The sequence below is a fragment of the Streptomyces sp. RG80 genome, from assembly GCF_040446465.1.
Lineage (GTDB): Bacteria > Actinomycetota > Actinomycetes > Streptomycetales > Streptomycetaceae > Streptomyces.
The window spans coordinates 114,504-134,557 of sequence record NZ_JBEAAJ010000015.1; the positions used below are offsets into that span (position 1 = coordinate 114,504).

General features: G+C 66.1%; 21 protein-coding genes and 1 pseudogene. 5 read left to right on the top strand and 17 right to left on the bottom strand.

Going from position 1 to position 20,054, the window contains the following annotated elements; translation table 11 throughout:
• Positions 1–71: 71 nt before the first annotated feature.
• Genes ABKA17_RS41450 through ABKA17_RS41465 form a run of 4 tightly spaced genes read left to right on the top strand, consistent with a single transcriptional unit; the run spans position 72 to position 3,061 of the window.
• Positions 72–359 (top strand): hypothetical protein, encoded by a 288-nt coding sequence (locus ABKA17_RS41450; RefSeq protein WP_353697587.1) that lies wholly within the window; start codon positions 72–74, stop codon positions 357–359.
• A gap of 2 nt (positions 360–361) precedes the next feature.
• On the top strand, positions 362–1,771 hold the full coding sequence (locus ABKA17_RS41455; RefSeq protein WP_353697588.1) for a hypothetical protein: 1,410 nt from the start codon (positions 362–364) through the stop codon (positions 1,769–1,771).
• A gap of 9 nt (positions 1,772–1,780) precedes the next feature.
• Complete coding sequence (locus ABKA17_RS41460; RefSeq protein ID WP_353697589.1) at positions 1,781–2,416, top strand: hypothetical protein; 636 nt, start codon at positions 1,781–1,783, stop codon at positions 2,414–2,416.
• Positions 2,417–2,446: 30 nt separating this feature from the next.
• Complete coding sequence (locus ABKA17_RS41465; protein ID WP_353697590.1) at positions 2,447–3,061, top strand: hypothetical protein; 615 nt, start codon at positions 2,447–2,449, stop codon at positions 3,059–3,061.
• 14 nt (positions 3,062–3,075) lie between these two features.
• Here ABKA17_RS41465 and ABKA17_RS41470 read toward each other — a convergent pair whose 3' ends face one another.
• The 12 genes and pseudogenes from ABKA17_RS41470 to ABKA17_RS41525 form a co-directional block, all read right to left on the bottom strand.
• A complete protein-coding gene (locus ABKA17_RS41470; RefSeq protein ID WP_353697591.1) occupies positions 3,076–3,690 on the bottom strand; it encodes a hypothetical protein in 615 nt (204 codons plus the stop codon).
• On the bottom strand, positions 3,687–4,364 hold the full coding sequence (locus ABKA17_RS41475) for a hypothetical protein (protein ID WP_353697592.1): 678 nt from the start codon (positions 4,362–4,364) through the stop codon (positions 3,687–3,689). The genes ABKA17_RS41470 and ABKA17_RS41475 overlap by 4 nt, the downstream gene beginning before the upstream one ends.
• A complete protein-coding gene (locus ABKA17_RS41480; RefSeq protein WP_353697593.1) occupies positions 4,354–4,782 on the bottom strand; it encodes a hypothetical protein in 429 nt (142 codons plus the stop codon). Before ABKA17_RS41480 ends, ABKA17_RS41475 begins: the two co-directional genes overlap by 11 nt.
• A gap of 13 nt (positions 4,783–4,795) precedes the next feature.
• Entirely contained in the window at positions 4,796–6,160 is a 1,365-nt protein-coding gene (locus tag ABKA17_RS41485; protein WP_353697594.1) for a putative T7SS-secreted protein, read from the bottom strand.
• 59 nt (positions 6,161–6,219) lie between these two features.
• Entirely contained in the window at positions 6,220–6,507 is a 288-nt protein-coding gene (locus ABKA17_RS41490; RefSeq protein ID WP_353697595.1) for a hypothetical protein, read from the bottom strand.
• Between the two features lie 426 nt (positions 6,508–6,933).
• Positions 6,934–7,340, bottom strand: a pseudogene (locus tag ABKA17_RS41495) (YxiG-like protein); the annotation flags it as partial.
• Between the two features lie 65 nt (positions 7,341–7,405).
• Positions 7,406–8,047 (bottom strand): hypothetical protein, encoded by a 642-nt coding sequence (locus ABKA17_RS41500; RefSeq protein ID WP_353697597.1) that lies wholly within the window; start codon positions 8,045–8,047, stop codon positions 7,406–7,408.
• A 265-nt stretch (positions 8,048–8,312) separates the two neighbouring features.
• Entirely contained in the window at positions 8,313–9,392 is a 1,080-nt protein-coding gene (locus ABKA17_RS41505) for a hypothetical protein (protein WP_502994528.1), read from the bottom strand.
• The gene (locus tag ABKA17_RS41510; RefSeq protein ID WP_353697698.1) at positions 9,389–10,060 is read right to left on the bottom strand and encodes a hypothetical protein; all 672 of its coding nucleotides are present in this window, start codon (positions 10,058–10,060) and stop codon (positions 9,389–9,391) included. Before ABKA17_RS41510 ends, ABKA17_RS41505 begins: the two co-directional genes overlap by 4 nt.
• A 402-nt stretch (positions 10,061–10,462) precedes the next feature.
• Positions 10,463–10,948 (bottom strand): hypothetical protein, encoded by a 486-nt coding sequence (locus ABKA17_RS41515; protein ID WP_353697598.1) that lies wholly within the window; start codon positions 10,946–10,948, stop codon positions 10,463–10,465.
• Positions 10,945–11,274, bottom strand: coding sequence for a hypothetical protein (locus ABKA17_RS41520; protein WP_353697599.1), 330 nt, complete (start codon positions 11,272–11,274; stop codon positions 10,945–10,947). Before ABKA17_RS41520 ends, ABKA17_RS41515 begins: the two co-directional genes overlap by 4 nt.
• Before the next feature lie 134 nt (positions 11,275–11,408).
• Positions 11,409–13,796: a DUF8508 domain-containing protein gene (locus ABKA17_RS41525; protein WP_502994529.1), complete on the bottom strand. Its 2,388-nt coding sequence runs from the start codon at positions 13,794–13,796 to the stop codon at positions 11,409–11,411.
• A gap of 263 nt (positions 13,797–14,059) precedes the next feature.
• Between ABKA17_RS41525 and ABKA17_RS41530 the strand changes: the two genes are divergently transcribed.
• On the top strand, positions 14,060–14,545 hold the full coding sequence (locus ABKA17_RS41530; protein ID WP_353697600.1) for a hypothetical protein: 486 nt from the start codon (positions 14,060–14,062) through the stop codon (positions 14,543–14,545).
• A 40-nt stretch (positions 14,546–14,585) separates the two neighbouring features.
• Here the strand turns inward: ABKA17_RS41530 and ABKA17_RS41535 are convergent, their stop codons facing one another.
• The 5 genes from ABKA17_RS41535 to ABKA17_RS41555 form a co-directional block, all read right to left on the bottom strand.
• Positions 14,586–16,649 (bottom strand): hypothetical protein, encoded by a 2,064-nt coding sequence (locus ABKA17_RS41535; protein WP_353697601.1) that lies wholly within the window; start codon positions 16,647–16,649, stop codon positions 14,586–14,588.
• Between the two features lie 65 nt (positions 16,650–16,714).
• A complete protein-coding gene (locus ABKA17_RS41540; RefSeq protein WP_353697602.1) occupies positions 16,715–17,605 on the bottom strand; it encodes a hypothetical protein in 891 nt (296 codons plus the stop codon).
• Positions 17,605–18,276, bottom strand: coding sequence for a hypothetical protein (locus ABKA17_RS41545; protein WP_353697603.1), 672 nt, complete (start codon positions 18,274–18,276; stop codon positions 17,605–17,607). Before ABKA17_RS41545 ends, ABKA17_RS41540 begins: the two co-directional genes overlap by 1 nt.
• 8 nt (positions 18,277–18,284) lie before the next feature.
• On the bottom strand, positions 18,285–19,466 hold the full coding sequence (locus ABKA17_RS41550; RefSeq protein ID WP_353697604.1) for a putative T7SS-secreted protein: 1,182 nt from the start codon (positions 19,464–19,466) through the stop codon (positions 18,285–18,287).
• Positions 19,467–19,472: 6 nt separating this feature from the next.
• Positions 19,473–19,772, bottom strand: coding sequence for a hypothetical protein (locus tag ABKA17_RS41555; protein WP_353697605.1), 300 nt, complete (start codon positions 19,770–19,772; stop codon positions 19,473–19,475).
• Positions 19,773–20,054 lie beyond the last annotated feature (282 nt).

The window sequence follows — 20,054 nt, forward strand, 5'->3', positions numbered from 1 at the left end:
GGGAATCCACAACATGGCACCGCGGGGGAGTTATGTCTGGCGAGGGTGATCACACTCGGGCTGATCTCGATGTGATCAAAGAGATGGGCACTGGGCTCAGCCGGGTAAAGAAGGCTTTCGACGGGCTCGAGAAGCTCGGCGGAAAGTATGGCGATGACTTCGGGCACGGCGGCCTTGCTAACAAGTTCGAGGACTTTTCCAGTAGTTGGGAAGTCAATCGAGGGAAGCTAGCTGAGGAGCTCGACGCGTTGGCCGGCATGGCCAAGGCGGCGGCGAAGGTATACGAAGAAATCGATCATGCGTTGGCCGAAGCAATTCGGAGTGCCAAGGACGACAAGCCGGCGAAGAAGAGGAAGTAGCTATGGCTGGACGCCCCCGGGACTGGCATCCGGTTGCGGATCGAGACCCAGTCCCCGGTGATCCTGATCAGGTTGCTGCTCTTGGCCGGCAACTTCGGAAGACCGCTGACGAGTTGCAACGCCAGATCCGAAATCTCAAAGCGATCGCTGAACTTGATTCCTGGGACAGTAAAGCAGGGAAGGAGTTCCGGGAGAAGGCGAAGGGAAACACCAAGAAGCTCGAAGCTGCTTTTTCCCGTTACGACATGGCTGCCGATGCCCTCGGCACAGAGGTGACGGAGATCGGTGGGGGGTATCAGGACAAGCTGCACGCTAAACCCAAGAACTATGCAACGGACCTGAACCGGGCGCAGGAGATTGCCGACGCGGCCCTTAGAGATGCCAAGGATGCAGAAGATCGAAAAGGCGCAGCCCAGCGTAGCCTTGACGGTCTTTCAGAGAAGGACAAGGACGACAAGAAGAAGCTGGAGGAGCAGAGGGATCTGGCAGGGGGTGAGATTGCTGCTGCTCAAGAGCAAATCGCCCAGGCTAAGGCGATCCGGAACAAAGCGGCTGGCCAGGCATGCGAGGCTCTTGATGATGCTGCCAGCCTAAATGACTCACTGAAGGATGACTTCTGGGACAAGTTCGATGATTGGGTCGACACAGTTGGGAAATGGGCAGAAGACTGGGCTACCAAGCTGGGGGTTGCCGCACTTGCTGTCGGTTGGATTCCAGTCATAGGCCAAGCGCTGGCCGGTGTGTTGGGCGCTTTGTCCACGATTCTGACATTGGCGAGCACAGTGGCAACTGTCATCCAAGTGATCAGAGGAGATAAGGGGTTGAAGGATCTCGCCTTTTCTGTGCTCGGGCTCGCCATGATGGGTGTAGGAAAGGCTTTTTCGAAGATCGCTGGTAAGTATGCGCAGCGAGCCCTAAAGGTAATGGATAAGGCGAACGTAGCGAAAACTTCCGCACAGTTCAGGCGAGCCATGAAGGGGGTGAATAAGACTGCGGGTTCTAAAACTAAGGGTATCGATACATTCAGGCAGAATATGAAAACCTTCAAGCTGGAGCCTGGCGAGTGGCGAAAATCCATGATCGAACCTTTCTCCGAGCTTGCCTCGAAGAAAGCTTGGGGGGATAATCTGGGCACCATAATTCCATTCCGCGGAAATTATAAGGCGGCTTGGGATAAGGTCGTCCTACGAGGAGATGGTAATGTTCTCTTGGGTGCCGGTCGTTCTTTCTCCGTCGCGGATCCCGGTATCGCCTCCGGTCTGAAGGATATTAAATTTGCGGCTCAGGGGTTTGATGGACTTGAGTCCGTGAATAAGCTTTCACGCAGTGCTACCGGCATGTCAGTCGCAGGTACAGTTGTCACGTCTGTGGGTATGGGCTTGGACGGCAACCTGAATCCGCTCTTGGACTGAGAGGACCTGATGTTGGACGCATATGGGGCAGAGAATCCCATTGGGGACTATGAGACCCGCTTCGATCTTCGGGACGGCTGGGTCGACCTGACGTTGGAACACCGGATCCAGGCGGATGCCCTCGGTGTGGCCAGCGCGGTCATGAAGCATTTCAATCCGCTAGAGCGAACGGTCAGTGACCGGGACCTGCTGAACGACTTGATTGACAGGGCACTCTTCCTCAATTCTGATGAACCGGATCTTGCGGCTGGCTACTACACCCCCGGGGGTGTTGGGCTCGTGGATCTACGAGTTGATTCGCATGCCGATGAAGGTGAAAGCAGGCCTTCTCCTGCCGAAATTACGCCGCTTCTCCTTGACTGGTCAAATGCAAAAGTTCTAGGCGAGCCGGATGTAAGGTATCTGGATTTGGAGGCTGGCCCTGCTGTCCGAGTGCAAGCCATGTTGAAGTCCAAGCGCTTCTTGGGTTTCGGCTCTCAGCTGAATGAATTTATCAAGTATGCAGTATTTCCGCCAGGGGTGGAATACTTTGTTGTCATCACGGCTACCTGGCGGAGTATGGCGGAATCCGATTCCCTAGTGCGAGTGACCGACGAGTTGGTTGCAAGTATGAGACAAGTGCCGGTGAATTCCCAGCAGGGATGATATTGATTCTGCTGACCGATTGGCGTGCACGTGAAGACTGCTGAAGATTTTTCCTCGCCTCCGACGGATTATAACCTCATCGTCCCTGATGGTTGGTTCCAGATTTTACTCGATCCAGAAGAGCGAGATAGATGCATTGTCGCTCTTGTGGACCTCCAGTTCAGAGGTGTGGACAATGCTCCGCATCTCAAGCAAGAGATAATGCGCGATTTGCAAAAGAGAGCGATTAGCGCGTATGGAATCGGTGGTACAGAACTTTACCTCTCCCTGCTGACTGCGGGGCCAGTGCCCTTGGCTTCCTCGCTACTCATCAGCATCCCGGCGGCTGACGAATGGTCCGCCTGTTCGGAAGCGGACGAACTAGCTGAACATTTTGCTGGACGGTATTATGCCGACGCGGATACCGAATTGAGCGTGACGAAACTCGAGGTGGCGGGCAAGGCCGTGCGGGTCCGGCGCCGTGCTGCGCCCGATCCTGAGCAGCAGATGGGTAACACCCTGCCGACCACGACGCTCACGTACTACGTACCGATCCCGGCAACTGGGCGCTGGCTCATGCTGAACTTTTCCACCCCGGTGGATCCGCTTGCCGATCAGATGGTGGAGCTCTTCGACACGGTGGCCGGCACGTTGTATTGGGCGTGACAGCGGGGGCGGGTTTATGGAGCGAAGATGCCCAGGGACTTCGCCAGCGCCTCCAGGTCGTCTGCCGCGTGCATGATGCGGGCGATGTCCTCCGTCGCCGTCCAGATGACGACGTCCGCGCCGTGTTCCTCGACCTGCCAGGCGTAGCGGACGCAGGCGAGGACGTGTGGGGAGTCCTGCTGGGTGATGTAGCGGAAGACGGTCAGGCCCTCGCCGAGGTTCGGGGACTTGAAGCGTTTGACGACGGGAGGCTCGACGGAGCTCGGGTCGTCCGCGAGGGTCAGGGCGCGGAGGGTTTCGTCGCGAGGTGCCGTAGACGGGCCGATGGCCGCCATGACGGGCAGCGGCATGTCCGTCGGGTGGTCGCGGTGGAGGAAGAGCCAGTGGTCCGAGCCGGGCGGTGAGAAGGCCTCGGCGCAGCGGTGGAGGGTACCGGCCACGAAGTCGATGCCGTTCGGGCCGGGATCGAGCTCACGGTCCAGCCACAGGTCCTCGGCCTCCTCGCGGCACCAGGCCTGGATGTCGTCCCACTCCTCGAAGGGGCCGGTTTCCCCGCCCCGCGGCGGAAGGACCGTCCACGGGTACGCGTCGACGTCCTCGATGTCGATGACGGGCAAGAAGTCGCTCATCCACGCCTCCAGCGGAAGGTCGCCATCACGGCGTCGAACCATTCGACGAGGGCCTCGGCCAACTCGTCACGGGGATCCCCGCCTCCGACGGTCGAGAAGGCCGATACGAACCATCGGCGCGGGTCGTCGGGCACGGAGACGATGTACTCCACCCGCCGGGAGGCGAGCTCAGCCCCCCTCTCCGGATCGGCGTCGGCGATGTGCTCGCGGCGCACCGCGAGGGCGCCGTCGATCTCTCCGGAGCTCAGATCGGCGTTCTCGACACCGTCCCGCGACAGGAGCTGTACGGCCAGGTCGGCCGGCTCGGCCTGACCCTGCTCGCGCCCGGGCAGGAGCGTCTCCGAGACGACGATCGACGCGCCCAGGTTGACGTCCTCCGTGGGCTTGACCGGCAGGTACAGGTCCAACGCCTTGCCCTGCTGGGCCTGCGCGACAGCCGCCCGGAAACGACGTTCGAGCTCGCGCTTGTACGGACCGATCTTGTCCTGCGGGGCATCGGCGGGAAGACGCGCGAAGGCGGTGTCCAGGATGCGGCGTACGGCTTCCTCCGTGCCCTGCCGCAGCGGGACCTGATCCCACTGGCTGGGCAGGAGGAGGCGATAGCCGGTCACCGGAGGACGCGCCCCCGTGGCCGTCATCGTCTGTTCCTCCGTCGTCTGTTCCTCAGTGGGCACTCGTCAGCTCCCTGCGCTCGAGTTTCCAGATACCGGCGAGACCACCGATTCCGGCCAGTACGGCGATCCAGAGCACCCAGACGCCCTGGAAGAGGGCGAAAGCGAGGCCGTAGACCAGATAGAAACGCAATGCCCATGTGAAGATGGTGAGTTCACCGCTCAGCTGCTCCCAGTCCGCGGGGCGCCGGAGCAGATACAGCACGATTCCCGGCGTGAGCGCGGCGAGCGACCACTCCCAGGTCGGCATCGGGAGTTTCTCGTCGCCGAGCAGGTCCTTGGTCATCGGGGCCGCGAACAGACGGAACAGAGCCAGCACGAAGACCCATTTGACGGCGCCCACGCCGTACGCGACGAGCCGTGTGCGCCGGTCGGTCCCGTCGGTCCCATGGGACTCAGGGGTTCGCTTCTGATCAGTCATCGTCGGGCTTTCCTCACCATTGCGACGTCCCCGGCACCGGCGCCGTCATGCCGTCCTTCATCCTGCTGTATCCGTCGTCCGTGAGGGAGTCCGCGCTCTTGTCGGCGGTGTCGAGGCCGGTGGCGACGGCCCACGATCCCTGGAGTACGTCCTTCTGCCGCTCGGCCTGACGGGCGTTGTCCGCGAGACCGGTGTTGTCAGGATAGGCGTCGCGCCACTTCTTGACGTCCTTCACCTGCTGGGCCACCTTCGCATCGCCCAGCGCCCCGGCCTTGTCCTTCGCGGAGATCTGCGGCATTTCCGCGTCGCGAACCTCGCCCTCGGCCTTCTGGCCCGCTTTACGGTTCTTCTGCTCCATCGCCATACGGCGACCCTTGGCGTTCTCGCGGTTCTTGCGCGAGGTGTTGCCGCGCTTGTTCTCCGCCCGGGCAGCCGATTTCCGGGCGCCCTGGTTCTTCGCCGCGGACTGTGCGGACTTCTCCGCGCTGGCGAGACCACCGGCGGTCTTACGAGAACTCTGTTGCAGGGCCTTGATGGCCTTCGCCGCTTTAAGACCGTTACGGGCCATCTTCAACGCGCCGAGATCCATCACCACGTCGAACCATGACCCGTTTCCTGTTGCCGCTTGGGTGATATGGATCGCCGCCACCACCGCGGTCAGGATCAGCGCAACGATACCGATCGCGGGGAAGAACATGGCGATGACGCCGATGATCGTGGCGGCCCAACTGGCCCAGTCGGCCACGGTACTCAGCCACTCCTGGTCGGCGACCCAGCCCTTGAAGTCGTTCCACCAGCTGTCCCGCATGTCGTCGTCGATGGACGACCGGATCTTGCCGGCGAAGTGACCGGCGCGTTCCTGATAGTCGCCCTCGGCCGCGTTGAGGCGCTTACGGGCGTCCGCGAGATCTTCCTTGGCCTGCTTGAGAACGGGATCCTCGGCCCCGGAGTCGCCCTTGTCCGACTCCGCGTCCTTGTCCTTCCCCTTCTCCTTCTCAGCCTTCGCCTTGTCCTCGGCCTTGGCGTTCTGGCTGTCGATCACCTGCTGGGCTTCCTTGGCGTCGCTCAGCGCCTTGTCCGCCTTCTTCTGGAACTCCTCCAGATCGTCGGCCCAGCCGGAGAGATGCCCCTTCACCTCGCGGTAACGATCCTCCGCCAGATCGAGCTTGCGCCCCAACGCACGGGCGTTCTCCGCCAGTTCGTCCGCGAAGTCGCCCTTGAGGTTGTCGGCGTCCGCCATGGCGGTGAGCGCCTCGGCCTGCGTGCGCAGGTAGTCGGCGATCTTCTTCATGTGCGTCACCTGATCGCGGACGCCCACCGGATCACCGGGTACGGGGTCGCTCTCACGCAGCGGATGCCAGTCCTTGGGCCTTGCCATTCTTGTCCCCCACAAACAGCACTTCGGTAAGCGATAAGCGGTAAGCGATCGGGTGGTTCTTACTTCTTCTTCTTGCCGGCCTTCGCCAACTCGTCGTCCACACTCTTGAAGGCGTCCCGGGTGCCCTCGACCATCTTCCCGACGGAATCCAGGTCCTCGAGGAGCTTCTTACGGTTGTCGTCCCAGTTGTCGATGAAGTCTGTCATCGCCTTCTTGAGCTCGGACGCCCCGACGACGGAAGTGACATCGTCCTTCCACTCACCGAGCTCCTTGAACTCCTTCTCGATCGCATTCAGTTGTTTCGCCGAAGTGCTGAGCAGAGTGAAATCCACGATCAAGTCCGACATTGATCTACCCCGTGTGTCTTCCCCGCCGGCGCCGGGGCACGGTCGCATCACGCACGGCGGCAACGAGCGGAGGGCGGCGCGTCAAGGAGTGCTCCCGGCGAGACAAAGGCTTGGTCAAGAGCTCCGACGGTAGCCGTGTGACTGGTGGTTTCGCCAGGGCGGGCCTATGCCTGCGGGGGAGCAAGTGTGAATGTCTTGCGGCAAATCGGGTGCTCGTGTGTGTCCGCGCCGCTGAATTCCTGACTTAGCGAAGTCGAATGGTCACGCTGCGATGGGATGCACCCGGGAACCCATGCGAATTGCGGCACGCAGGGGGCACGTCAGGGATGTCGCCTTTGGCGAAGAATGCTCCCCGACCCTCTACTCCGTGACGAAGGGTGCGTATCCGACCGGGATCTCGGTCACTTGAAGGTCCGAGAAGACCAAGGTCAGGTTGTGCGCGTTGGTCTCGATGCGGACCTCGTGAAAGTCGATTCCGAGGGCGCTCGACCAGCGGCGAGTGACCTCCGACGAAGGGAGAAGCCTGGCTCCGGGTACAGGCAGTGCCACTTGACGCCCCAGACGAAACCGTCGAGGTCGACGCCGGTCTCGAACTCGATGAGCCGGTCGTCCAACGAGACCCGCCAGGTCTCCGTCGGCACGGACGTCTCGCAGCGGGCCTCGACGCAGTACCGAAAGAGATACCGCAGGTGGGACGGCGTGACGCCGGTACGGGGATCCGCAGTCACGTAGACGATGACCTCGTAGTCACGCATGTAGTTGGTGTATCCGTGGTGCACGACAGCGTGATCGAAGGTCTCGTCCAGCATCTGTTCAAGAACAGCGGTATCCATACCGCCCTTCTACCTCACGCGGTGAGAGCCAAAGGCATAGAGGCACCCCACCCCGGCGACGCCGGTCAAGAGGCCGTTCCAGGGAGCCGCAGCGTCCGTGCGAAGTCGTCCAGTGGCTCCATCACCGCAGCGACGATCTCCGGATCGTCGTGGTGCCCGCGGAGCAGGACGTCGGGGAGGCCGGGCGGGGTGTGCCAGTGGTACGTCACCGAGGTCATCAGGATGCTGCTGTCCGCAGGGTAAGAGCGGGTGACCCGAACCCCGTTCGCGCCCAGGTGCGGAGAGACGAACGGCACGCTCCCGGTTCGCTGCTGCCACTCGGGGATTTCCGGGTGCGGCACCGTGAGCGCGGTGCCTCCCTCACACGAGGCCGCATCAGGGGCCTCGCAGTGGATACGGGTGGCGTGCATCACCAGCGGCATGTAGGTCAGCGGAACGGGGTGGTAAATGAACGCCTCGTCGGCCTGGAGCTTGTCCCGCAGCGTGACGATCGTCTGCTCGTAGAAGCTCTTGTGGAAACGCCGCAGTTTGCGAGTGAGCTCGATGCCGTGGACGGTGGCCAGACCGATCAGGTGGAGGTCCAGCCATTCCTTGAAGGTCTTCTTGTCGATCTGGAGGTGAAGATAGCCCCAAAGGCCTGGATTGGCATCCGTGTCGATGCGGAGCGGACCGCCGAGGTCGGTGCTCCAGAGGGTGCCTTCGGACATAACTGGTCTCTTTCTTGGGCGCGGCGCAGTGAAATGCCGTGGAGGCGTTCAGCGATACAGCCACCAGTGCCGCAGAATTCCCCCTCCTGCTCCCACCAGCAGGAGTCCGAGCACTGTGAAGCGCCCTAGCGGAGTGGTTGCGAGAAGCCAAATGCCGCCGAAGAGACACAGGGGTCCAAGGCATTTTTCCACCTTCAAGGCAACGGGTCCGTGCGCGGTGGATGACCGATGGATTGGATTCTCCGTCGGTCATCCACGCCTTCGATCAGCGGTTGACTGCCTGGATCTCCTGGACGGTGACGGCCTGTTCGTTGCCGAAGGTGCCGTTGGGGAGGTCGCCGCCGGCGCCGCCTGTGCCGGTCCAGGCGATTTCCCAGGTGATGGTGGCGCGGAGCTTGAAGGTGGTGTCGCCGGAGGAGCGGAGGTACTTGAGGCCGCAGGGTGGGGTCTGGGTGGACTTGCCCTTGGCGTAGGGCTCGCCGATGGAGCCGTCGGCGTTGATGGTGCACTCGCCGGAGGCCGGGTAGGTCTGGGCGTCGTCCGTGCCGGGCTCCAGCTTGAGGGAGATCGGCTTGGCCGTCGTCGTGGCCTGGATGTTGAAGCCGGGGACGTTGATGGCTGCCGTCGCCTGGACCTCGTCGAAGACCGCCTTGTCGAGCCACGCCCACGTCGGGAGGTTCACCTTCGTCGTGGCCGCGGGGGCCAAGGTGACCTTCGTGTCGGGGAGTTCCATGTGCTGGTAGGCGAGGGCTGCGAGGATCTGCGGCGTGATGGCCTCCTCGTACTGGGGCGGCGGGGCTTCGCCGTTGTCGACCCAGAACGGGATGTCGTTGCACGAGCTTCGCTTCAGGATGTCGGGCTCGTTGGGGTTTTCTACGGCGGCCCAGAACATCCCCTCACCGTCTTTCTCGACGTTGTAGTCCTTGTAGCCGGGGGTGTCGGTCCAGCCGTAGTCGTCCTCGTAGTGGCGCTGCAGTTCGTTCAGGGCCGCGCCTGCGTGGCCGCCCATGCCGGGGGCGTTCATCTGGCTGTCGATGTCCTTGGACATCTTTTCCTTGAAGTCCTTGGCGCCGAGGTAGGGGGCGTACCAGCAGGGCGGGGGCGTCCAGTTGACGTCGGAGGACGTTACGTTGCCTGTGCTGCCGTTTGTGGTGACTGAGCCGGAGTACTGGATCTTTGCGGCGGCGTAGATGCCGGTGCCGTCGCTGCCGCCCCTCTCCTCCGTGTCGCCGCCCTTGCCGTCGCCCACACCCGTTCCCGCGTAGGCGGATCCTGTGAGGGCGAGGGTGCTGAGAACCAGCGTCAGCGCTGCTGCGGAGAGGCGTGGGCCACGTGAAGCCTTCACTGGCACTTCGCCGCCTTCTCTTCGACGTACACGTTCGACGCCTGCCACAGGTCGGTGCCCGTGGGGTGCTTGACCATGATGATTTTGAAGAAGCTGAAGTCCGTGATGCTGGGGTCGGTTGTGAGGACCTTCCTGGTCTTGATCTCCCTGCCGTAGAACTTGGTCGAGTCGGAGCAGAACGCTACTTCCACCGATGTGCCGTTCGCCGCGGACCGAGTGGTGGCGTCGTAGTGGCGACGTGTGCCGGTGACAGTCCAGCCACCTTTGATATAGGCATTGATCTGGGTGTCCGCGTACTTGAGGCCGCCGCCGGTCGCGTAGGTGGCGACGGCCGCGTCCTTGGCCGTGCCCTTGTCGACGCCCTGGTAGATGGCTCGGATGTAGTTCGCGGCGTCATCCATCGCCGCCGCCTCGTTCTTGTCCTTCGGCTTGTCCCAGTCGAAGACCAGGTCGATGTCCTTCGGCAGCGACACGTCCACCCCGTCCGGCTTGTCCTCCGCCGGTGCCCCGGAGGCTGAAGCCGACGCGCTCGGTGTCTTCGAACCCTGGTCGGCGCCCGCGATCTTGTCGTTGTCGCTGGCTTTGTCGTCCCCGCTGCCGCAGGCCGTCAACAGCAGGGCTGCCGTTGCTGTCAGAGCGACAGCAACGGGCAAAGAGCGGCGCTTCACAGTGAACTCCCCGTGAGACATCAGTTCCGTCAAGTGATCTGACGGTATCGGTGGGGTTCTCGCTTTCGCCAGAGCGAACTTCCCTGTAAATGGGGGCGATTCGGGCGTATGGGGGTACCTGCCGGTGTGACCTGTGTCCTGATCGTGCCCGAACGAGCGATGGCCCCGAGCGCGTCCGTGAGCCGCGTCCGAGACCGTCGTCGTGGAGGTGTTCCGCTTTGCTATCGAGGCGTCCTGCATCTCGGGCACGCGCATGGCGGATACGTCGACGTGCACAGGGGGTCTGGCACGTCGGTCAGGGGCGGGTAGTGGTCGGCGCACGCGCCTCGCGGTGGTGCTGTTCGGCTCGGTCATCGAGTCCGGGAGGGCGCCGTCGGACGCGGAGGCGTGGCGAAGGGCTCATCACACCGGGACCACGTGGACGTCGCCGGGGTTCAGTACGCCCAGGTATGCCTCGATGTCCTCCGGATCGCTGGTGAAGATCACCGCGCTGCCGTGTTTGACGGCTGTCAGGACCACCCAGGCGTCCACCGCGTCCGGCTTCTTCTTGGCGGGGAGGTGAGCCTCACCCAGGGCCGTGCCGATTCGGCGCCAGTCGGTTACGTCAGGGCCGGTGGCGCAGGCGATGCACTCGGGCCGGCCGGCCTTCGTTTCGCGTAGGGGTGGTTCGGAGGATCGGGCCTGCGGCACGGTGCAGTCCCGCAGGACGCCGGCCAAGGCGTGGACGACAGCTGGATGGGGACGCCATACCCGCGCCAGAACCGGGCTGAGGACCAGAGCGCGATGACGGGTCACCCGCAGGCTTTGATGCAGTGCCACAGCCTTCGCCTTGCGGTCTGCGAGAGCGATGAGCATTCCGGTGTCGTACACCGGGACCCGAGCCGTCATGCGGCATGTCCGGGGCGGCGGCTCGTCCTGCGGTCCTCGCCGTGGACGAGGCCGAGCGCGGCTTCGACGTCCCGTCGCTCCTGTTCGGTCAGCTCCGGCCCGACCTCGTCCGGTTCGACGGGTAGCGCCTTCGCTTCCGCTTCTGCCCGTGCGATGAGGGCGTCCACATCGGAGAACTGTTCCTCTATGGCCTCGGTCTCCGCCATCTGGCGCGTCGCCGCGGCCACCAGATACGCCGAGACGTCCAGCCCTGCCCGCTCGGCGTGCCGTCTGATGCGCTCGGCCTGGTCGCCGTCGAGGCTGATGCTGATCCGAGTCTTGGCCATGCGTCGAGCGTATGACGCGTATTACGGCAGCTCAAGGGGAGTGGCCCGGGAGGTGTGGCCCCGCCCGCCCTCGACGGACGACAGTCCGTACGTCAAGGGCGGGCCGCACCTCAGGCATCCAGCGGATCAGGCGGTCAGTGCCTCCCCCGGCACCGCCCCACATCGATCCGCACGATCTGCGGGTCATGGTCGCTCGCCTGGTTTGCGAACTCCGCGTTGATGTGGACCACGTCGTAGTCGAAGTGGGTGATCGCCGGGGTCGTCAGTGTGTGGTCCAGGGTCTGGGAGTTGCCGTCGTAGACGTAGGTGTAGCGCTGGGCCGGCGGGAGGGTGGTGATGAGGGGGCGGAGGACCTTGCCGGATGTCAGGGTCGTCATCGTTCCCGAGAACTCGAAGTCGTTCAGGTCGCCCAGGACGACCGCCTTGGCATCGGCGTCAGCCGCCAGCAGGGACTTGACGAAGGTGTTCACCTCCGCCGCCTGGGCCGCGCGCTGGGTCTCCGAGCTGCGGGTCGGGGGCTGGTAGCGGCTGTGGAGGGACTGGTCGCCGCCCTTTGAGGTGAAGTGGTTGGCGATTACGAAGACCGGCTCGCCGTGGAACGTGAACTCGCCTACCAGTGGTTTGCGGCTGCTGGCCCACGCGTCGCTCGTCGGGTTGATGCGGCCCGGGGAGTGCGTCAGGGTCGCGCCCTTGCGTGTCTTCACCACCTGCGTCGCCGTCGTCGTCGCGTCGCCGGTGCCGCGGTCCGCGAAGGACACCCGCTTGGGGTTGAAGAGGAAGACCTGGCGGATGTTTCCGCCGGGCTCGCCGCCGTCCTTGTTGTTCTCCGGGACCACGTAACGCCAGGAGTAACGGGGGCCGCCCGCCGCGCGGATGGCGTCCGTGAACTTCGTGAGGGTCGCCTCCGACGTCAACGTGCCGTCGTTCACCGCCCCGTTGTCGTCCTGGATCTCCTCCAGGGCCACGATATCGGGGGAGTTGAGGTTCACGGCCACGCCCGTCGCCAGGCGGTCGAACTTCTCCTGGGCGTCCAGCGCGTCGAGGTTCTCGACGTTGTACGTCGCCACCGCGAGCTCCCCGCCCTTCTGACGGCGGGTGACCTCCTGCTTCAGGCCGTTGTCCTGGAGGGTGCCGAGCTGGGTCGCCTGGAGGTTGTAGCCGCCGTAGGAGGAGTAGTCGAGGGGGCCCGTGGTGGTGCCCGTCAGTTCGTCGCCCACGTTCGCCGTCGGGAAAGGCGCGGAGGTGTCGAGGGACAGTACCTTCAGGCGGCCGGTGTTCTGCCGGTCGTAGCCCGAGTAGAGCGCGCCGCCGCGCTTGGTGGGGTTCTCGTCCGGCTTGACCGTCACCCAGAGTTCGTCGTACTCGGTCGTCCCGCCCACGACACGTGCGTCCTTGAACGACGTACGCATGCCCTCGACCGACTCGTAGAAGTCCAGGGCGTACGTGGTGGGTTCGAGGGGAAGCGATTCGATGCTGCCGCCGTCGGCGGAGGGCGTGTAGGCGTCGGGGACGGAGGTCGCGTCGACGGTGACCGCGTCCGGGAGCGCGTTGCCGGAGGAGAGGACCGTCGTCACCGGGCCCGTGATCTCCGTGAGCGACTGCTGGCCGCTCGCCGGGTAGTACTCCGTGACCTTGCCGGTGACCAGGACCGAGTCGCCCACCGTCACCGTCGGCGTGGCCGAGCCGGTGTAGACGAAGACGCCCTCGCTGGTGCGGGCGTCGGCGTCCGCCTGCGGGTCCTGGATCCAGAAGCCCTTCGAGCCCGTCGTACGAACGCCCGTGACGATGCCCGGGACCCGGGTGACCGCCTTGCCGGCGTACGGGGAGAGGCGGGTGGGGCCCTGGATGTCGTGGACGCGGACCGTGCCGGGGTCGGTCGTACCGCCACCACCTCCGCCGCTGCCGTCGCCCGGGTCCGGGGTTTGGCCCGCCGCGTTCACCGGGGTCGGGGTGGCGGAGGTGAGGTCGGTCGCGTTGTCGTCGGTGTCCGTCAGGGACTCGGCGCGGGCGACGGAGGCGGTGTTGGAGGCGCCGGTGGCCGGGCCGCTGCCCTCGCGGACGACCGCCGTGCCGTAGCCGACGATGTCGAGGACGCGGGTGTCCGCCGTGCAGTCCGCAGCCGTCTTGCAGGTCAGCGCGGTCGTGCCGGAGACCAGGGCGATCGTGCCGGTCGTCGCGCTCATCGCGATCGAGCCGGAGGCGTCAGGGGTCGGCAGGGCGGTCGTGCCGCCGGTGCCGGTGCCCTCGCCGATCAGATAGCGGCCGCCGGCGGCGAGGCTGCCGTTCAGGGCGGTGACCTGCCACTGCGAGCTCGCGGAGGCGGTGCCGGGGAGGTACTGCACGCTGTAGCCGGAGAGGTCGAACACCTCGGAGCCCGCGTTGGCGAGCTCGACGAAGTCCCTGGTCAGGGTGGCGCCCGAGTTGCCTCCGCCGCCGTAGACCTCGGCGATCACGGCGGTGCTGGAGGGGGCGGCGAAGGCGGCGGGGAGGGCCGTGAAGGCCAGGGCGCCGGCCGCGCTCACGGATATCAGCGGGTACGCGGCTCGGCGGGCGCGGAGGCCTCTCTCCGGGCGGGGTCTTCTTCCAACGGGGCTGGACACGCTGGCGGTCTCCTCGGATCGGACGGCGACGGAGTGGGGCGGCGGGGTGCGGTGTGGGGACCGTGACCGTGGGGAGTCGGCTCAAGTTACGCGCGTAGAAGGGAGGGCGCCAAGAGGTCGTAGGTTAAATCCTGGGAACAGGGCGGGGGTTGTGAGGTGGTCGGCATCCGCTAGCGTCCCCCGACATGCGCATGCACAGGGTGGGGAAGACGCTGGCCGTGGTCGTGGCCGCGGTGGGCCTGTTGGGGACGGCCGGTTATGTCGCGACGGGGTCGTCGGTGGGGCCATCGGTGGGGTCGTCGGCCGGGTATTTCCCGTTCGGATACGGGTGCGGGGACGCGGAGGAGCGGCTCGGGGAGGCGCTGGCCAAGGAGTCCGTGCTGGATGTGCCGCCGTCGTCGGCCGGTGCCGGGGAGTCGTACCGGAGCTGCGACGACGACGATCTGTTCGTGGTCGCCGGGCGGTCCTACGCCTACGAGGGCTCCCGGGAGAGCGCGCTCCGGCACTACCTGGACGTGGGGTCCACGCGCGGGTGGCGGACCGCGGCCGGGGACTGCCTCGCCAAGCGGATCGACGGTACGACCGCGTATCTGACGGTCTGGGGGCCCGAGAAGGGGACCCTCGACGTCGAGATCACCGCGGACCGGGCCGGCAGCCGCTGGTGCGAGTGAGGTTCCCCGGCCGCATTCCGAGCAGGCCTTCCCACGACGGTCAGCGGACCCGCGTCGACTCCCGCACCTTGCGGCCGAGTTTGCTGAAGCCCTGGGGGACGGCGGAGAGGAGGTCGTCCTCGTAGTACGGGACCTCCGCGCCGGGCAACTTCAGTAGCTGGGCCGGGAGTTCGTTCGGGTGGGTGTTCAGGCAGTGGTCGCAGACCGGGAGCATCTTGCGGCGGTGGTTATCGGTCGACACGCGGACGTGGCGGGTGGCCGTCGCGGGGCCGTGCAGGGGGTTCACGCCGCAGCAGAGGGTGGCGTTGTGGTGGGCGAGCGCGGCGCGAGTGGCTCGGGCGAGGACGATGACGGCCACCAGAGTCGCGGGGGAGAGGCTGTCGTCGACGTCGTCGGCGCCGTTCGTCAGGAGCAGGGTCGCCTCGTGGCGGTTGCGGGCGCGGGCGTCGGCGGTGGTGTCGGCGGCGAACTCCGTTTTCATGGCGCGGAGTTCGGTCCTCGCAGTGTCGCGCAGGTACGGCAGGGTGGGGGCGGCCGGGGAGTCCGTGGGCAGAGCCGACGTCGGCAGCGGTTCCGGGGTGCGGCGCAACAGCAGTCTGCGGACGATCCCCAGTACGGTCGCTGCCAGACCGAAGATCAGGAGTGCCGCGAGTACGCCCAGGAACAGGCTTGACCAGAAGTCGCCGTAGTAGAGCGGTCGCAGATCGTCCTCGGTGACGGCGTCCGCGACCGGGTACGGGTCTCCGGGGGAGGTCGGTTCGTCCGTGCGCTCGGTCTTGTCGAGGATGACCAGCAGGGTGTCGAGCCGTTCGCCCAGGAGGAAGTCGTCGGCCCGCTGTGCCTTGTCGTCGCCGTAGGAGACAGACTCCGGGAGGTCGAAGAACGGGCTGTAAGTATCGAGACCGAGGCCGTAGTTGAAGGCGTTGATGTAGCCGTTCAGCGGGTCGGCGACGATGTAGACCCCGTTCGCGCCGCCGAGCTTGTCGCGGACCGCGGCGGTGAACGCCTCCTCGTCGCCCGTGGATTCGTCCTCGTACATCTGCGGGACGAGCACGACGAACACCGGCCCGCCGCCCCGGGAAGCGGTGAACTTCTCCATACGGGCGTGGAGTTGCGTCAAGCGGGCCGTGTCCAGCAGTTGAGGGCTCTCCGGGTCCGCGTACACCGGGTCCTTGGCCAGGCCTTCCGCGACACGGTCGAGGCGGGTGTTGAGGTCGACCGCTCTGGGCGGGGGCGACGCGCTCGTCCTGGTCTCGTCGAAGACGAGCGGTGCGGAGACGGTGATCGCGGCGGCGGTGGCGAGGGCGATCATGGGGAGAAGCCAGCGAGGGAGCCGCTTCGGCTCCTTCCGGGCGGCTCCCGGCCGACGGTGCCACCACCGTCGTGCGTAGGGGACCAGCAGCAGGATGAGCAGGGGCGCGCCGGTGATCGCCATGCCTGTGAGGTTCGACTGGTTCTCGCGGTCGGACGGGCCGATGTACAGGTCGGCCGGCGGGTCGTCCTGGTACTTCTCGCGCGCCGCCTCCGCCCGGACGGCAACCCTCTCGGCGTCCTGCACGACGACGTCCACGAAGCGCTCGAGCTGCCGCAACGGGCCCGCGTCGTAGGGGAGTTCGTAGAAGGCGACGGTCGCCGCGTCCTCGTCGGGGGCCTGGATTCCGTAGGCCTCGGTGTCCGTGATCGTCGACTCGTCCATCAGCACGTACAGGCCGTCCTCGCCGAGCCGGTCATGCACCGAGTCGAGGAACCCCGAGACGGCGGTGGACTGTGCCGGGAGGACGAGGACGTACGTCGGGACGCCGGTGCGCTGGGCGACCTTCTCGAAGGCGGGGGTGGTGGACTTCGGGATCTCGCGGGGGAGTTGGTCGGTGATGTAGACCGGGTTCTTGCGGAGTTGGGTGGCCAGGTAGGTGGCCTGGGCCTCGGAGTCGGTGGCGGCTCGCGCCGGAGTGGTGGCCGTGAACAGGGCGGCCAGCAAGGCGAGTAGGAAGGTGATCGGGAAGGCGAGCTGGATGAACGGGCGGCGTCCGGCCGCGTTGTCGCTCTTCGCCGCCGCTCGCATCGCGCTGTGCCCCCAGTGATCGCCCGCGGTTGTCCGCGGCACTCTACTGGGGTGCTTCGCTAGTGCGAAACGGCACCCGGGGTTGCCACCCGGCCTGCCACCCGGCGCTACAGGTCGCCCGGTTGGGGCTTGGCGCGTTCTCCGTCGCGGCCCATCAGGATCGTGTGGGTGTCGTGGACGTCCTTGCCCGCCTTCGACGGGACGCGCGCCTCGACCATGACGATGCCGCTGGGGAGGCGGGTGAAGGACGGGGGCGGCGTGTCCGCCGGGAGCTCGGCGAGGAACTTGGCGACGCGTTTGCGCTGGCCGGGGGAGAGTTCGCTCTCCGGGACGGCCTGGACGGTGCCGGAGAGGATCTGCGCCACGCGCTTGGCGCTGTCCGGGTTGCCGGTGAACAGGCGGATCCAGGAGTCGTCGGAGAAGGTGAGGCGGATGTCCGCCTCCACCTCGCTGTACGTCATCTGCCGGGCGCCGGCGATGGCGTCGCGGGGGTACTCGGCGAGGACGTCGGCCTTGGCGAGGGTGGCGGTCTGGTTGCCGAGGAACAGCAGGCGACGGCTGGTCAGGACGAGGTCGGTGAGGTAGCCCTTGGGGCGGCGGGCGGGGTCGAGCTGCCAGGGGGCGGTGCGGGCGAGGGTGTCGGGGGCGGCCCACATGACGGGGAAGTCGTCGACCTCGTTCTCCGGCTCCTCCGGCTTGCCGTACACCGGGACGTCACCGAAGGGGGAGCCCATGGCGCCGCCGATGTTCGCGATGATGTTCGCGATGAGGGGGATCCCGAACGCCAGGGCCCGACCGGTGCGGCGTACGGCGCGGTCGCCGGTGGAGTGGAGGGCGTAGGCCGGGCCCTCGGGCCAGCCCGGGAGTTCGTCCTGGATGTCATGGCGCTCGGTGTCCCGGAACCAACGGGAGCCGTGGACCGCGACCGACATGCCGCTCGCGAACCTCGCCGACGTGCGCAGCAGCAGGTCCTCGTCAGCGCTGGGGTACCAGTCCATCAGTGCACCACTTCTTCCGGTTGCGGTTCCGTCGGGAACTCCACGGAGCCGACGATTCCCGCGAGGGCCTGCGAGAACTCGTCCCACTGCGCGACGGACGCCGTGTCGAGGGTGATCACGGCGGTGTAGGGGTCCTTCGGGAACGGGACGTACACCTGGATCTGGCCCATGACGAGCTCGGTGTCCATGCCGGACCGGGTGTACGCGCCGTCCACCAGCAGCTTGCGGAAACCGATCCCGGCGACGGCGGGGCCGCACGGCAGGTCCAGCCAGGACACCTCGCGCAGCGGATCGCTCAGCAGCACGGCCCGGATTCCCTCGGCGACCACGTCCGGTTCCGTGGACTCCGACTCGGTGACCGCGAGGGTGAGGGAGCAGTGGGCGACTCCTCCGCCGTCCTCGATCTCGTACAGGCCGATGCCGAAGAAGGCGATTCCGGACGACAGCAGCTCCTCCGCCATGGCGCTGTACAGGTCGCCCACCGTGCCCCACAGTGGCTCCTCGCCGTGGGGGTAGATGTCCTGGACCAGGCGTCGTACGGCCTCGGCGCGTTCCGCCGCGTCGAGCGACACCTCGATCGCGTGCATGCCGTGCGGGAGGCGGAAGGCCATCGGCGGCAGGGCGGCGCTGCCCACGGTCAGCAGCTGCGACGTCGTATCGGTGCCGGACATGTCCTGCCTCAGCTCCCGTAGTCGGTGGTCGCGATGGTGTGCACCTTGAGCGCGTTGAAGCCGCCCTTGATCGCGGCGTCGAGGCTGCGGCCCGCCCTGCTCATCGGGGCGATGACCTCGGCACCCTTGACGAACGGCAGCTTGGAGCCGACGGCGTTGAGGCCCTGCGTGCCGAGCAGCTGCCCCTTGCGGACGTTCTGAAGGCCGCTCTCCACCGCCAGCGTCAGCCTGCTGCCCCCTTCACCGAGCTTGACCATGGGCGCGGCTTTGAGGGGGCCGAACAGTATGAACCTCTTGCTGAGACTGGTCACTCCCCGATATCCCTCCCCCAGCTCCTCCGCCCGCGCCACCGCACTGGCCCCCTTCGCCAGCTCCGCGCTCCCCGTCAGCCCCTTCACGCCAGGCAGGATGCCGAGTGCGTCGAACCCGATGTCGGTCCAACTCACGTCCGCGCCGGACGCCTTGGCCACCGCGTGCGACAGCAGTGCGGCGCCGCTGGCGATCATCGCGCCGGCGGCGAAGATCGCGCCCAGCGGCTCGAAGGGGGCGGTGATGATGGCGAGCATGCCGAGTACGCCGCTGGCGAGGCTGAGGATGTCGCCGATCTCCTTGAACAGGTCGGCGTGCTTCTTGAACCAGTCGCCGGTGGCGTCCCAGGCGCCGGCGAGGTCGTGGCCGAGCCGGTCCCAGAACCCGGGCTCGTCCGGCGCGATGTCGGCCGCCTTGTCGAGGTCGCGGCCGGCCGCGGTGGCTGCCTTGCGGTAGCGGTCCTCCAGGTCGTGGACCTCGCGGATGACGTTGTCGACGTCACCGGAAGCCTTGCCGTACGCCTCGGTGCCTTCCTTGGCGTCCGACTTCGCGTCGAGTTTCTCGCCGGCCTGCTTCTCCAGACGGTCGGCCTCGTCCTGGAAACCGGCGAGTTGGCCCGCCCAGCGGTGCAGGGCGCGGGCGGCCTTGTCGAAGGAGTCGTGGCTCTGCCTGATGAGGGGCGTGACGTCGGTGGAGATGTGCTCGCTGAAGGCGACGGCAGTCTTGCCCTTCCAGGCGCCGCACTCGATCTGCTCCAACTCCCGTACGGCAGTACCGAGTTCGCTCGCCAGGCCGCCGAGCTTCTTGGCCAGCTCGCGGGTCTGCTCCACGTCGCCGGGGGTGGGGTCCCAGCCTATGTGGGGGAAGGAGGGGCGGGTCATGAGGGGTCAGCGGCCCTTCTTCGGGGCCTTGAGGGACTGGGCCAGTTCCAGGTCGAGGTCGTCGAAGGTCTTCCCGATCTTGTTGATCATCTTGACCGCGTTCTGGGTGTGCTTGCCGAGCTGCTTGATGCCGTAGCCCCAGTCGTCGGCGAACTCGTGCACATCGTCGACGAGCCGGGGTGCGCCGACGACCGAACCGTCCGTGCCGCGCAGGGTGCGGCGGGCGGTGTCCATGCGGTCGGAGATCGTCGAGAAGGTGCGCTTGAGATCCTCGAAGATCGTGTCTTCGAGCCGTAGGTCACTCACGAGGCGTTCCGGGTGCTCGGGGGTGTGTTCGGGTTCGCGTTCGTGATCTTAGGCAGCGGATTCGCGCTGGTGAGCGACGTGGGGGAAGGATGGGCGCGGCTTGAGCGGCCGATGGGGGGCTGTTTGCCGGGGCTTGGCGAGGCCGTGACGCTACCGCGATTCCGGATCGCGAACGACGGGGGGCCTCAGCTCAGCGGGTGGGAAGGGGGGTGCTCGGTTATCCGGGCGGATCAGCAGTGTGATGGCGCGCCGACGCCGGTACTGACGTCGTCCGGCGTCGGC

What these genes read in the sequence shown, in the direction of transcription:
- ABKA17_RS41455 (WP_353697588.1), top strand. Translation starts at nt 362, where the DNA reads ATGGCTGGACGCCCCCGGGACTGGCATCCGGTTGCGGATCGAGACCCA.
- ABKA17_RS41460 (WP_353697589.1), top strand. Translation starts at nt 1,781, where the DNA reads ATGTTGGACGCATATGGGGCAGAGAATCCCATTGGGGACTATGAGACC.
- ABKA17_RS41470 (WP_353697591.1), bottom strand. Translation starts at nt 3,690, where the DNA reads ATGAGCGACTTCTTGCCCGTCATCGACATCGAGGACGTCGACGCGTAC.
- ABKA17_RS41480 (WP_353697593.1), bottom strand. Translation starts at nt 4,782, where the DNA reads ATGACTGATCAGAAGCGAACCCCTGAGTCCCATGGGACCGACGGGACC.
- ABKA17_RS41485 (WP_353697594.1), bottom strand. Translation starts at nt 6,160, where the DNA reads ATGGCAAGGCCCAAGGACTGGCATCCGCTGCGTGAGAGCGACCCCGTA.
- ABKA17_RS41490 (WP_353697595.1), bottom strand. Translation starts at nt 6,507, where the DNA reads ATGTCGGACTTGATCGTGGATTTCACTCTGCTCAGCACTTCGGCGAAA.
- ABKA17_RS41500 (WP_353697597.1), bottom strand. Translation starts at nt 8,047, where the DNA reads ATGTCCGAAGGCACCCTCTGGAGCACCGACCTCGGCGGTCCGCTCCGC.
- ABKA17_RS41515 (WP_353697598.1), bottom strand. Translation starts at nt 10,948, where the DNA reads ATGACGGCTCGGGTCCCGGTGTACGACACCGGAATGCTCATCGCTCTC.
- ABKA17_RS41520 (WP_353697599.1), bottom strand. Translation starts at nt 11,274, where the DNA reads ATGGCCAAGACTCGGATCAGCATCAGCCTCGACGGCGACCAGGCCGAG.
- ABKA17_RS41530 (WP_353697600.1), top strand. Translation starts at nt 14,060, where the DNA reads ATGCGCATGCACAGGGTGGGGAAGACGCTGGCCGTGGTCGTGGCCGCG.
- ABKA17_RS41540 (WP_353697602.1), bottom strand. Translation starts at nt 17,605, where the DNA reads ATGGACTGGTACCCCAGCGCTGACGAGGACCTGCTGCTGCGCACGTCG.
- ABKA17_RS41545 (WP_353697603.1), bottom strand. Translation starts at nt 18,276, where the DNA reads ATGTCCGGCACCGATACGACGTCGCAGCTGCTGACCGTGGGCAGCGCC.
- ABKA17_RS41550 (WP_353697604.1), bottom strand. Translation starts at nt 19,466, where the DNA reads ATGACCCGCCCCTCCTTCCCCCACATAGGCTGGGACCCCACCCCCGGC.